This is a genomic window from uncultured Polaribacter sp., assembly GCF_947500975.1.
Taxonomy (GTDB): Bacteria; Bacteroidota; Bacteroidia; order Flavobacteriales; family Flavobacteriaceae; genus Polaribacter.
In genome coordinates this window covers 329,615-343,159 of the sequence record NZ_CANMUE010000002.1, presented here as the reverse complement: position 1 = coordinate 343,159, position 13,545 = coordinate 329,615, and the positions used below count along the sequence as shown (strand labels likewise).

General features: G+C 29.7%; 11 protein-coding genes. All 11 read right to left on the bottom strand.

The window, feature by feature from the left end; all coding sequences use genetic code 11:
* Positions 1-31 precede the first annotated feature (31 nt).
* Positions 32-1,378, bottom strand: a complete 1,347-nt coding sequence (locus tag Q0733_RS03510; RefSeq protein ID WP_298779019.1) for a DUF3526 domain-containing protein — start codon at positions 1,376-1,378, stop codon at positions 32-34.
* 2 nt (positions 1,379-1,380) lie between these two features.
* The gene (locus Q0733_RS03505; RefSeq protein WP_298779017.1) at positions 1,381-2,826 is read right to left on the bottom strand and encodes a DUF3526 domain-containing protein; all 1,446 of its coding nucleotides are present in this window, start codon (positions 2,824-2,826) and stop codon (positions 1,381-1,383) included.
* Between the two features lie 5 nt (positions 2,827-2,831).
* Entirely contained in the window at positions 2,832-5,336 is a 2,505-nt protein-coding gene (locus Q0733_RS03500) for a TonB-dependent receptor (protein WP_298779015.1), read from the bottom strand.
* 21 nt (positions 5,337-5,357) lie between these two features.
* Positions 5,358-6,050 carry an ABC transporter ATP-binding protein gene (locus tag Q0733_RS03495; protein WP_298779013.1) on the bottom strand — a complete coding sequence of 231 codons (693 nt, stop codon included), beginning with the start codon at positions 6,048-6,050 and terminating at the stop codon, positions 5,358-5,360.
* 173 nt (positions 6,051-6,223) lie between these two features.
* Positions 6,224-6,553 (bottom strand): hypothetical protein, encoded by a 330-nt coding sequence (locus Q0733_RS03490; protein ID WP_298779011.1) that lies wholly within the window; start codon positions 6,551-6,553, stop codon positions 6,224-6,226.
* 291 nt (positions 6,554-6,844) lie between these two features.
* Positions 6,845-8,116, bottom strand: coding sequence for an alginate export family protein (locus Q0733_RS03485; protein ID WP_298779009.1), 1,272 nt, complete (start codon positions 8,114-8,116; stop codon positions 6,845-6,847).
* A 37-nt stretch (positions 8,117-8,153) separates the two neighbouring features.
* On the bottom strand, positions 8,154-8,981 hold the full coding sequence (locus tag Q0733_RS03480; protein ID WP_298779007.1) for an ABC transporter ATP-binding protein: 828 nt from the start codon (positions 8,979-8,981) through the stop codon (positions 8,154-8,156).
* Positions 8,982-8,986: 5 nt separating this feature from the next.
* Positions 8,987-9,835, bottom strand: coding sequence for an ABC transporter ATP-binding protein (locus tag Q0733_RS03475; RefSeq protein ID WP_298779005.1), 849 nt, complete (start codon positions 9,833-9,835; stop codon positions 8,987-8,989).
* A gap of 88 nt (positions 9,836-9,923) precedes the next feature.
* Positions 9,924-11,030: an ABC transporter permease gene (locus Q0733_RS03470; protein ID WP_298779003.1), complete on the bottom strand. Its 1,107-nt coding sequence runs from the start codon at positions 11,028-11,030 to the stop codon at positions 9,924-9,926.
* 21 nt (positions 11,031-11,051) lie between these two features.
* A complete protein-coding gene (locus Q0733_RS03465; protein ID WP_298779001.1) occupies positions 11,052-12,440 on the bottom strand; it encodes a CmpA/NrtA family ABC transporter substrate-binding protein in 1,389 nt (462 codons plus the stop codon).
* A gap of 328 nt (positions 12,441-12,768) precedes the next feature.
* Complete coding sequence (locus Q0733_RS03460) at positions 12,769-13,521, bottom strand: Crp/Fnr family transcriptional regulator (RefSeq protein ID WP_298778999.1); 753 nt, start codon at positions 13,519-13,521, stop codon at positions 12,769-12,771.
* Positions 13,522-13,545 lie beyond the last annotated feature (24 nt).

The window sequence follows — 13,545 nt, the reverse complement described above, 5'->3', positions numbered from 1 at the left end:
TTTAACTTAGTTGCTACTATTTAAGTTATTATTAAGTAAAATGCTTTAAGTTTTTTAAAACTCCAAAACCTATTAATAATATTATAATACAAGACATATAAAGAATATTATCAAAAAGATTAAAAGTGGTTTTAGATTTATAAAACACTGGTTTATACCTAGTCCAATCTATGGAGTTTGCGGATTTTTTATCAAAGATTTTAGGATAGAATTGCAAGCGCAAATCTTCATGAAACTTTGTTGTTGCATTTAAAAACGCTATTTGATCTGTTAAACTTGTATTTGCAATAGCATTCATAGATAATTGTACTTGTAATGGCGGAAAAAATTGTGCAATCTTTTTACTTAACGATTCTCTTTTTTCGATTTTAAGATACATTTCGTCTCTTTCTTGCTTAGACTCATCATCGCCCATTTGTTGCATTGCATAATACCACAACCAAGAAAAACCTTCTTCTTGTAGTTCATAATGAGAAAATTGAGGATAATGTGCATAAAATTTATCTAAAGTTTCTCTTTTATCAGTATCCCATTTTTTATGATACTCATCTCTTTGCTTAATGGTCATTGTAAAAGCTTCATCTACAGGATATGTATTGGTAATATAGTTATTTACCAAAACAGGTAAAAAAACAACCAAGACCAACCAAGTACTTAACAATACAATTGCATTTGTATTTGACGATTTTCTAAATAAAATGATAAAAAAGCAAACTGAAAACCAAAATAATATATACAAATAACTCATTACTATCATTTGTAAAAAAGACCTATCAAAAGGAATTTCTAAAATAATTTTAGCTAAAAAGAATAATAGCCCTAAAATTATTGCTACAAAAATTACTCTTAATGCTATTTTTTGTAATAAAAATTTAAAAGTAGATTTTCCTTGAATCGTTATTAACTTCCAAGTACCATTCTCCTCTTCTTGTGATAAAATATTAAAATTTAAAGCAATTATAATCAGTGGAAAAAGAAAAATAATTAAAAAACTAATATCTAAATTACCAACACTTAATTTCATAGGGTTAACTAAGTCTGTATCATATTTTTGTCCTTCAAGATTTAAAATTGTTACATTTTGTATGTGAGAATTTAGATCGCTTTGCCCAATAGATATACCTGCTAACGAATTTACTGGGTTAATAAATGAAAACTTTAAATAATACAACAACAGTCCTAAATCGTCTTTATGAAGATTGGTTTGAGTTTTTATATGTTTCTCTTGCTCTACTTTTGTTTTAGCAATTACTTCTTGCTTTTGATTTAGAAATTGTTTTCCTGTTCCAATACCTAAAAATCCTAAAACCATCAATATAACAAAAGCCAATAAAACCGTTTTAGATCTAAAAAATTGTTTGATTAATATTGTATACATAATTAGATGATTTTAAAAAGATTAGAATATTTTGTTATAAATAACAGCATAAATAACAACCAAAAAACAAGGGCAATAATTGCCGGTAATTGTGTACTAATTGTTTTACTTATAGATATATATTCATAGTTAAATTTAGGCACAGTTTTCCAGTAAGACTTATCTATCACATTAATTTTACCCTCGCTACTTGTAGCTTTATTGCTAATGAACTTCATCTGTAGTTCATTCATATATTGAGATTGTTTATATCTGTAATCTTCTGTTTGTGATAAAAAACTTACATATGTATTAAAATCTGTACCAGAAAAACTCATCGATAAATTCTTAATTGCCAAGTAAGGATTAAATATGACCAAACCGTTGGTAATACTGTTTTGTTTTTTATAAGTATCTATTAACTTATTGTGCTGTTTATTATAAATTATGGCAGATTGCTCTTCCCCTTTACTCATTACAAAACCACTATAATTAATCGGTAAATCTTTAACATTTGTAACGTTATATACTTTTAAAATAGAATCTCGTAAACTATTAAAATAAGGATCATCTGGATTGTGGCTGTCTCCTTTTTTAGAAATTTCTTCTTCAACAGCCGCTTTAAATGCTATTTTAGAAAGGTTTGGGTACACAGAATTTCCTACAACTTGAGCCATTTTAGGAATAATTATAAAAAACAACAACCAAATACCTAGTAAACTTAATAATGCCTTATTAGAGTTCTGACTTTTACCAGATATAATTACAGTTACACAACATAAAATCATGTAAAACAAAATATAGCTTAGTGTAATCAATAAAGATCTTATGGCTACTGAATTCTCTAGATTATGATTCTCTAAAAAGCCAATACTCCATAGAGCAATAAATGCTGGTAAAAAGAAAATTGCCGAAACAAAGAACAAACCCAAAGATTTTCCTAAAAGAATTTCTTTAATTTTTGCACCCTGTATATGTATAATTTTTAAAGTTCCGTTTTCTTTTTCTGATGTAATTGCAGCATATCCTAAAAAAAAGATAATTAAAGGTAAAATAAGTTGCAACAACATGGTAATGTTTAAATCGCCAAAACGAACTAAGCCTGTTGATAAACTTGCTTCAGAAAAGTTAGCTGTATGCTGCTTATGCGCTTCTAAAAAAATGGCATTACCAGTATAACTTTCTATACCAGAATCAAAAATACTTAATGGATGTTGTGCACGAAACACAAATGATCCAAAATGTGCCATTCTATGAGGATGCTTATCAGGATTATTATCCCAGCTTTTTCTTGATTCATCTTGATGATGTTCAACAACATGTTCATGCTCATCAAAAGCAAGCCAACTATTAGTGGTTACATACGCTAAAACTGCTAGAAAAATAAACAATAGAATAAAAAGACCTTTTTGATGAAAGGTCTTTTTAAAAAATTGTTTTGCTATTAAAATAACAACTTCTTTTTTCATAAAAATTAGAAATTATAAGTAGCATTTAACAGTACATTTCTTGGAGCTCCAGGGCCTAATCTTGATGGATTTAAGCCACCTAACCAATAAGTACTATTAAATAAATTATTTACTTTTAGTGTTAATTGAACACCTGTATTATTTGGTTTGTAATAAACAGCAGCATCAAATACTGTGTATTCTGGTAATAAAACTCTATCTGTAGCATATGTTGGATTGTACCAAGTATATTTTTTATCTACAAACTGAGCTCCCAAACCAACACCAATACCTCTTAAATTTTTGCTTGTAAAATCATAACGTCCCCAAAAATTAAAATTGTGTTTTGGAGCACCTCCAATACGTTCTCCAACAAACTCTTCTATAGCATCTTCTACTATTTTTGCATCATTATAACCATAAGAAGCTGTTAATTGAAAATTTGGAGAAACATAACCAGAAATATCCATTTCAAAACCTTTACTACGTTGTTCTCCTCTTGTAGTTAAATTTTCTAAATCATAAGTATCTCCAAACAAAATATTCTTTTGAATGATATCAAAAAAAGCAATGTTTGCAAATACTTTTCCATTCAAAAATTCTCCTTTAGCACCAATTTCTTTTAAGCTACTTTCTAAAGGATCAAACTTACTTGGCGATGCTGACCAAAAGAAACCTTCTGCAGTTGAAGACAATGATACTGTATTTGTGTGAGGCTGAAAACCTTCTAAATAAGTTACATAAGCACTAATTTTATCACTTATTTCGTAAGTTAAACCAATTCTAGGTACAAAAGCACTTGTTTTAAAAGCTTCTTCATCACCTTCATAATCAAAAATATCTTTAAACCATTCGTATCTTAAATTTAGTAATGCAGAAAACTTACCAATCTTAAATTGATTTTGAATATAAATACCATCTGAAGTAGTTAAATTTGCAGGTAAATATTGTGATAAATTAGAAGTAGCATAATTACTTACATCTCTAGCACCATTAAAAGGATTTTCTAAATCAAAATACGCAGCAGCTGGTACAGGCATTGTTACACCATCTATTGTCATTTGCACATAGTTATCTGGATTTGATGGATCGTAATTTGCTTGCCCTCCATTTACAGTTAAATATCTTCTAGCTCTAAACCAACCAGCTCCAGTTTTTCTTTCCCAACGTGTGGCATCATATCCAACTAAAAACTTATTGGTTATATTTCCTTTTTTAATATCGTAATTAAAATAAGCACTAAAATTATCTGTCTGCCAAAATTGTTGCCTTTCATCGTATCTTAATCTTGCAAGCGTAGTTATTACGTTGCCATCAATATCAACCATTGTTCCACCAACTCTGTGTTCTGCTAAATCTTCATCCCAAGTTTGCTTCATGTATTGTGCATTAAAACCAAAGTTATCTGTAAACTTTTTGTTAAAGCTAGCCATAAAGGTTAGCTCCTTGGTTTTATAATGGTCATTAGACGCACCAACATTCATAGTAATTGGCGTACTATTAATATCATATTCGCCATTAATGGCACCAAAAATAGGTTGTCCTCTATCTAAATTACCTTCAGAGTTATTATAAATCATTTCTACATTTAATGATGTACTCTCATTTGGAACATAACTTAATGAAGGTGCAAATAAAATTGCATTGTTATTTACAACATCTCTAAATGAATCTGCATCTTGGTAAGCTGCATTTAAACGATATAATAATGTTTTTTCTTCATTTAAAGGTCCAGTAAAGTCAGCTGTTGCTCTAAACGTACCAAAACTACCTGTTGTTGCAGATACTTCGCTACGTTTTTCATCCAAAGGCTTTTTGGTTACCATATTTACTGTACCACCTGGATCTGCACTAGAAAACGTAACTGATGATGGCCCTTTAATAACTTCCACTCTTTCTAAATGTGAAGTAATAGGTTGTAAAAAGTAGTATTGACGTGTACGCATTCCGTTAACTACCTGTCCATCATCTGCTTGAGTTATACCTCTAATATTATAATGGTTGTAAATACCTGTTGCAGAAACATTACTTACAGTTTTTACAGCATCTACTAACTGAAAAGCTTGTCTATCTGAAATTAACTCTTTGGTAACTGTGGTAACTGCTTGTGGAAGTTCTTTATTTTTTATTGCCGTTTTTGTAGCAGAAAAAGAATAATCACTATTATAATCTTTACGGATTCGACCAACAACCTCTATAGACTGTAAAGATTCTGATGATTCTTTAAGTACGATTTCTCCTAAATTTATATTTTGATTAGCTAGTATTGTTACTTTTTTTGTAAAAGGTTGAAAACCTAGATAAGTAATACGAATATTATATGAACCTGTTTCATTAGTTTGGATTGTAAAATTACCATCTAAATCTGATGTTACCCCGTTTTGTTTTTTTGCTGAATTAATTAAAATTATGTTTGCGCCTTCTATAGAAACTTTTTCAGTATCTATAACTTTACCTGATATTTTAGCTTGAGAAAAGCCTAATTGTACAATCAGTAAAAATATTAATAATGTTGTGTATTTGTTATTCATTTTAAATTTGTGTTAGTGTTTTTAAATTGTTTTTATGTATAAATCTTGTAATTCTTGTGCTGTTATATTTTCTGTTTTGGTTGTATGTATTAAAGTACCTTCTTTCATGATTCCTATTTTAGAACCAATGTTTACTGCATTAAAAATATCATGAGTTGCCATTAAAATACCAACACCTGTTGCAGCCAATTTTTTACATGTTTTAGCAAACTCTACAGATGCTTTTGGATCTAAACCAGATGTTGGCTCATCCATTAAAATAAAAGAAGCATTTTTAGACAAAGCAACAGCAATACCTACTTTTTGACGCATTCCTTTTGAGTAAGTAGAGAGCTTTTTAGTGTAAGATTCTTCTTGTAAATTTGCCTCTTTTAAAAACTGAATCAGTTCTTCCTTTTGATATTTAAAACCAGCTAATCTGCTAAAAAAATCTAAATTTTCTAATCCTGATAAATTGCTATACAACTGTACAGTTTCTGGTATATAAGCTATTGAACTTCGTATAAATTTATTATCTAAAACAGAAACATCGTTAATAAATGCTTCTCCCGAAGTTGGCGCTATTAAACCTAAAAAGATATTAATAGTAGTGGTTTTACCTGCTCCATTTTGTCCAAGTAGACAAAAAATTTCACCAGGATTTACTTTAAGACTTAAGTCTTTGAGCGCAGAAGTATCATCATAGCGCTTACAAAGCTTTTTTGCTTGTAGCATAATTAAAATTTAAAATGTTAAGTTGAAAAAATGTTATTTAAAAGACAGAGTACTCTTTAAAAAGAACTAAATACTACCTAATAAATAGAAAAAAAGACATATCAAACAATCATCAAAAAATGGATTCATACACATTTTATTGTGTACAACATTTATTGATGCTGATTAGTATGTTAAACTGTAAAAGTTGGTGGTGCTCTCGATTTCTTTAAATAAAAAATGATGGAAGTAAAATCATCTTCTTTTTTAAAGATAGCATCTTTTATTAGTTTAGGAGCTAATAAACTGTAAGTAAAAGTTGGTGTTTTAGATATTTCTATATCTAAATAAATATCACATAAAGAACAATCTATTTCTGAATCTGATATCTGCTCTAGTTCTAAAGAAAAAACTGAACCTTGATTAGTACCTGAATGATCAAGAGAATGCTCAAGCGCTATAAGATGAGTCAATAAAATGACCGCAGATAAACCTAAACTAAATATCCTCTTTAAATAATTCACGCTGTAAAGATATAAGTTTCTTTTTATTTTGTTTTTAAAAAAGTATGATATTTTTTTTAAAGAACTAAAAAGCATTACTAATTAGAAGTATACCAAAATGATAACTTTAATAATAATTTGTAAACTTATGTAACAAAAAGACATTTAAAAAAATGAGAGATACAGCTTTAACAGACCTAAACTACTATAAAACCTGTAAAATGTAGCATATTAAATTGTATTATGATGGGTAGAAAAAAAATAAGTCCAACAAAATAAATTTTGAAGGACTTATTTTAAAAAAAACAATTATTATTTTTTACTAGAAGATAAAAACTTTGGTTTAATTACCAACATTGCCCAAGCCCAGTTTTGAGAACCTGCAGCAGCATCTTCTGTGATACCTTTTAATTCATACATTCCGTCTGTTGCAAACATTTGAGAATATCCAAGAACTAAAGCATAGCCTTTAAAAGCTTTCTTGTACACAATGTCTATTTCTGTCCCTAAAGATTTTTCTCCACTTGTTAAAGCTTGTTCTCCACTAAAGTTTAATAACTTTACTAGCAAGCTAGATTTTTCTCCTAATTTAAAGTTTGCACTTGCGTGTATATCTGTTAAACCAATTGAGTTTGCATGATTACCAACATAAAAATAATCCATAAAACCATTAAATTTATGATTGGTTCCGTATAAAGGAAAAAATGCTGCAGAATCATCTGTTGCTCCACTAATACTTTCTATACCTAAACCTAAACCAACTTTTGGAGACGCTTTATAAGAAAGGTCTAAACCTAATAAATGTGCACCTTTTACATCAACACTACCTTGTCTTTCACCTGTTTGTAAATAAGCATTTGCTGCCAAACCAAACTTTCCTTTTTTGTAGTTTAAATTAGTACCTAAAGTTGTTAAATTATTTACACCATCTGCTGCACCTAAATCATCATATTTTTGAAATCCATTATTCATTAACAAGAAACTTCCTTTAAAGTTTTCCCAAGCCTTGTTTAAATGTAGCATTTGCATTGTTTTGTATGAGAAAAAACCTGTTGTTGTATAATCTGTTCCTGTAGAAACAAACCCTGTTGGATTTGAATAATCTTGATTATATGCCAACGCAAAATCTAAACTAAATTTATCTTTTTTATACTTTAATAAAGCTGCATCATGATTACGACCTTGCTGTGCCCAATCTAAACCTCCTAGAATTCTTTGATCGTCATAAGATAATACTTGACGTCCTAATTTTGTAGACCAACCAGCACCTAATTGCAATTCTGCCCAAGCTTGAAAAACGGCAAAAGAATTATTTTGATCGTAAGGTAAAATTTGCCTGTTTTCTCCCCAAACCATAACGTCTTGTAAACTAATATATACTTTATATGCATCTGTTTTATAACCAGCATTTAATCTTGCTCTTGTAGAAATACCAAAACCAGCATCTGCATCGTCAGAAATTAAATTTCCAAAACCATTTCTATATTCTGTTCTTGGTCTAAATTCTGCATCTAATGTAAATTGTGCTTTTGCAAATTGAAAACTTGCTAACAATAGTCCTAAAATTATGTGCTTTTTTTTCATTTTTTATTTGTTTTAATTTTTGTGTGTTGTATTTATTTTAATGTTCTAAAAAATCTATTAAATGTTTTCTATATGCATAATAATCATTGTGTTCTAAAACTGATTTTCTTGTTCTAGGCCTTTCAAAATTGATATCTAAAACATCTCCTATTTTTGCTTTTGGTCCACTTGTCATCATAACTACTCTGTCTGCTAAAAAGATTGCTTCATCTACATCATGAGTAATCATAACTGCTGTAATTTTTTCTTTGTTCCAGATTTCTATTAAAATATCTTGTAATTCTCCTCTAGTTAAAGAATCTAACATTCCAAAAGGTTCATCTAACAATAATACTTTAGGTTTTATTGCAAACGCTCTTGCAATTCCAACTCTTTGTTGCATTCCTTGAGATAGTTCGCTTGCCTTTTTATGAAAAGCATCTTCTAAACCAACTTTCTGTAAATAGTATTTAGCAACATCTGTTCTTTGTTGTTTTGTTGCACTTGGAAAAACTTGATTTACTCCTAGCATTACGTTTTGTAAGGAGGTCATCCAAGGCATTAAACTTGGCGATTGAAAAATAACACCTCGGTCTGGCCCTGGTCCCTTTATATGTTTTCCTAATACAGAAATATTACCACCAGATATAGGGTTTAAACCCGCAATCATAGAAAGCATAGTTGTTTTACCACAACCTGAATGACCAATAATAGTAACAAATTCTTCTTTACGTATTTGAAGATTTAAATCTTCTAAAACCACATAATCTCCTTTTGGTGTTGGATATACTTTTTTTAAATCTTTTAGATCTAACATTACCTCATTAGAAGGATATTTCTTTGCTAAAACCTCTTTTGTACGACTACTTTCTGTTATAATGCTCATCTTTTTTATCTAAATTGATTAACAAAATCTTTTGGAGTTAATTCTGGTAGCACATATTCTTTTTTAGCTTCAGATTTTCTTTCTTCTCCAATTCCCATTAAATATTCAATAATTGCGTTTCTTGTCTTTTTAAAACTTTCGCTATCATTCATTTCTGTCTTATCTCTTGGACGCTCTAGATCAATCTTAAATTCTGGTCCTAAAGTTGCATTTGGTCCCGGACGTAATGGAATAATTCTGTCTGCCATATAAATACCTTCATCAACATCATTTGTAATTAATAAAGCTGTACGCTTATCTTTACCCCAAATATTTAGAATTTGATCTTGTAAATTTCCACGGGTTAATGCATCTAGTGCACCTAAAGGTTCATCCATAATAATCATATCTGGCTTCATTGCCAAAGCTCTTGCTACTGCAACTCTTTGACGCATTCCTCCTGATAATTCTTTCGGTAATTTATTGATTGCTGGCGTTAGATTAACCATTTCAATATAATAAGCAGCTTTACGTTTCCATACCGATTTTTGGCGTTTTGGAAACGCAGCTTTAACTGCCATAATAACGTTTTGTTCAACTGTTAACCAAGGCAATAAAGAATAGTTTTGAAAGATTACTCCACGCTCATGACTTGTACCAACAACAGGTTTTCCTTTAAACAAAACCTCTCCGCTGGTTGGTGCTATTAAACCATTAATTAAATTTACCAAAGTTGTTTTTCCACTTCCTGTAAAACCAACAATAGCAACAAACTCTCCTTCCTCTATTTTCAAGTTAATGTTAGACAATACTTCTGTCTCATTTTCTCCTTGACCATAGGTTTTATTAATATTTTTAAGCTCTAAATATGCCATTTTTTTGATGTTAAATTGTTGAACTGAATAAATGTTTAATTGATTTTCTTAATATTACTCTTTTAAACAAATAAACAATTACATGTTCTTAAATTGCATCTTGTTTATCAAAAGACACCCAGTTTTGAATACTTAACATTATTCTGTCTAACAAAAATCCGATGATACCAATTGCAAACATTGCTACAATAATTTTTGCATTAGAATCATTAGCTCCATTTTGAAATTCTTCCCAAACAAATAACCCTAAACCAGGACTTTGTGCTAATAATTCAATTGCAATTAAAACCATCCAAGCAACTGATAATGTAATTTTTAAACCTGTAAATATTAATGGTAATGAAGATGGTAAAACAACTTTAAATATTTTTTGAAACGTACCTAGTTTTAACACTTTTGCTACATTTATAAAATCTTTATCTACAGAAGAAACCCCCATAGCAGTATTTACCAAAGTTGCCCACATAGAACATAAACCAACACTTATAAATGAGATGGTAAATGAACTATCATCTGTAGAACCAATTAATACTGTTTTTACAATCATAAAAACCAACAAATACCAAACTACAGGAGATACTGGCTTAAAGATTTGTATAAACCAATTGAAAGCACTTTTTAAAGTTGGACTTAATCCTATAAAAATACCTAGCGGTACAGCTATTAACAATGCTAATAGAAAACCAGCAAATACGGTTTGCAAACTTCTAAATATTTGATCTACAAATGATGGTCTTCCTGTATACACAATAGCATCTTTACCTGCTGCAATTCTTTTTTCATTTAAAGCTGCCGTTTTTTCTATAAAAGCAGCTTTGTCTGCACTTATAATATTATGGTCTCTTAATAAAGATTGAAAAGATTCCCATACTTGAGCAGGAGATGGCAATGTATTTGGCTGACAACTAGATTCGCCAGAAGCTATACAGGTTTTTAAAGCTTCTGCTGCTGCTTGACCTTGATCTTTTAATGCTTTTTCAATTTTAAATTCGGCCTCAATATTATATAATGATTTTGAACCTAAATGCCACATACCTAAAAATAAGAAAATGGAAGCAAGAGGCACCACAGCCTTGCGTAAGAAGTTTTTAAAATCTTCTTTTTCTAACTTTCCAGTAAATAAATCTTTTATACTTGTTAAAAAACCTAAACCTATAAATTTAGTCACTCTTCCTAATGCTATACTTGCTTTCATAATTTCTTAAAAAAATGGAGATTATTTTTTATCCTTGTTTCCTATTTTAAAACTATTGATGTATCCAATTGGATCTTTAGCATCATAAGTAGTACCGTCTATAAAATCTGCTGTTGCTGGTTTGTAACCATCAGTTGCAGGAATATCTGTTGCAGGTATATTACCTTCTTCAACTAAAAGTTGTGCTGCTTTTTTCCAGATATCTGGTCTGTATATATCTTTAATAGTTGATGAATACCAATCTGCTGATTTTGCATCAGGAATTTGCCCCCATCTTCTCATTTGTGTTAAGAACCAGATTCCATCAGAATAAAAAGGATAAGTTGCATTGTATTTATAGAATACGTTAAAGTCAGGCATATCACGCTTATCTCCTTTTTCGAACTCAAAAGTACCTGTCATAGAATTTGCTAAAACTTCTACTGGCGCTCCAACATATTGAGACATTGATAAAATTTCTACAGCTTCTTTTCTATTTTCTGGTTTATCTAACCATTTACCTGCTCTAATTAAAGCTTTGGTTACTGCAATTGCAGTATTTGGATTTTCTTTTACAAACTTATCCGTCATTACAAATACTTTTTCAGGATTGTTTTTCCAGATATCATAATTTGTAACTACAGGAACACCTATTCCTTTAAAAACAGCTTGTTGATTCCAAGGCTCACCTACACAATATCCATAAATCGTACCTGCTTCTAGCGTTGCTGGCATTTGTGGCGGAGGTGTTACTGATAATAAAACTTCAGCATCAATTTGACCTTGTACGTTTTCTTTAGTGTACATACCTGGGTGAATTCCTGCAGCTGCTAACCAATATCTAATCTCATAATTATGAGTTGACACAGGGAAAACCATTCCCATTTTAAACGCTTTTCCAGAATTTTTATATTCTGTAATTACTGGTTTTAAAGCATCAGCTTTTATTGGATGAATTGGTTTTCCATCAGAATCTTTTGGCACATTTGGCTTCATTTTAGACCAAACATCGTTAGAAACAGTAATTCCATTTCCGTTTAAATCCATAGAAAAAGGAGTTACTAATTTAGCCTGACGTCCAAAACCAGCACCAGCTGCAATTGGCTGACCTGCTAACATGTGTGAGCCATCTAATTGACCATCAATAACTCTGTCTAAAACATTTTTCCAGTTAGACTGCGCTTCAACAGAAACAAATAATCCTTCATCTTCGAAAAACCCTTTTTCTTTAGCAATTGCTAAAGGAGCCATATCTGTTAATTTGATAAAACCAAAAGTTAACTGAGGCTTCTCAATTTCTAATGTTTTAGTTTTTGATGTTTTAGCAACAACCGTTTCTGTTGCTGTCTTTTTGGTTTCTTTACCCCCGCAAGCAAATAGTAACATTGCTGCTGGTAAAATGTAGGTTGATTTTTTAAATAAAGATTTCATTTTATGATAATTTAATAATATACGTATTAATACTTATTTTTTTAACAAATATATAAGTATACACACTTGCAACTTATGACAATACACATATTTATACCTCTTTTTTAAACATAAAAAAAGATGCTATAAAACATATAAAAACCACAAACAATTCATTATTAAATCTTTATTTTAAAAAATAAGTACGTATAAAGTTTACGTACTTATTTTTAATGTAAATTTTTATACGTAAAAAACCCTTCAAGTTTTTAAAACTTGAAGGGTTTGCTATAAGGATCAGTAAAAAAAGAATTTAATACACTCAGAAAGAAATATTTATTTAGGTGATTTAAGAATCTAAATAATAATTATGCTCACTAATTTCGTTTTTTAAATTTTGAATATTGGTGATGCTTATTTTTTTGGCTTGTGCAGTAATCAACCCTTCTTTTTTAAGTGCAGAAAAAATTCTAATGACTTGCTCTTCTGTAGTACCTGCATAATCTGCATATTCTTTTCTACTTAAAGGTAAGTTTAAAAAACCTCTTAAATTACCAAATTTTCTATGGATGTAAAGTAGCGTATCTATTACACGTTCACGAACCGTCATTTGAGAAATAGACTTTACTTTAGATTCGCTTTTATTTAATTCGTTTGCATAAAAAAGCATCATATCATATCCAAATTTTGGGTTTTTTAACAACGCTTCTTGTAAATCATCTTTAGAAAAATAACACAAAACTGCATCTTTTAAAGCAATTGCACCAATTGAATAATATTCTTCTGTACCAAAACCACGATGACCAATAATTTCTCCTTCTTTTGCAAAACGAACTATTTGCTCTCTACCATTAATACCGGTTCTAAAAACTTTTACAACTCCTTTTAAAATAAAAAACAAGCCGTTTACAGGAGCACCTTCAATAATGAATTGCTGTCCTTTTTTACACTTTAAAGTTTTTTTATTTTCAATAAAACTTGCATTTGTAACAGTATTAAGATTTTTTTTAATTAAACAATTTATATTAATACAAGAAGCACAAGAGAAATCAGTTATTACTTTTCTTGAGTTTTTTAATGCTATGTTTTGATGTAAAGTCAACTATTTTTTTTGATATTAAACTAT

Excerpts from the sequence above, each read along its gene's own strand:
- Q0733_RS03485 (WP_298779009.1), bottom strand. The coding sequence starts at position 8,116 with ATGAAAAAAAAGCACATAATTTTAGGACTATTGTTAGCAAGTTTTCAA.
- Q0733_RS03480 (WP_298779007.1), bottom strand. The coding sequence starts at position 8,981 with ATGAGCATTATAACAGAAAGTAGTCGTACAAAAGAGGTTTTAGCAAAG.
- Q0733_RS03510 (WP_298779019.1), bottom strand. The coding sequence starts at position 1,378 with ATGTATACAATATTAATCAAACAATTTTTTAGATCTAAAACGGTTTTA.
- Q0733_RS03495 (WP_298779013.1), bottom strand. The coding sequence starts at position 6,050 with ATGCTACAAGCAAAAAAGCTTTGTAAGCGCTATGATGATACTTCTGCG.
- Q0733_RS03500 (WP_298779015.1), bottom strand. The coding sequence starts at position 5,336 with ATGAATAACAAATACACAACATTATTAATATTTTTACTGATTGTACAA.
- Q0733_RS03470 (WP_298779003.1), bottom strand. The coding sequence starts at position 11,030 with ATGAAAGCAAGTATAGCATTAGGAAGAGTGACTAAATTTATAGGTTTA.
- Q0733_RS03465 (WP_298779001.1), bottom strand. The coding sequence starts at position 12,440 with ATGAAATCTTTATTTAAAAAATCAACCTACATTTTACCAGCAGCAATG.
- Q0733_RS03505 (WP_298779017.1), bottom strand. The coding sequence starts at position 2,826 with ATGAAAAAAGAAGTTGTTATTTTAATAGCAAAACAATTTTTTAAAAAG.
- Q0733_RS03475 (WP_298779005.1), bottom strand. The coding sequence starts at position 9,835 with ATGGCATATTTAGAGCTTAAAAATATTAATAAAACCTATGGTCAAGGA.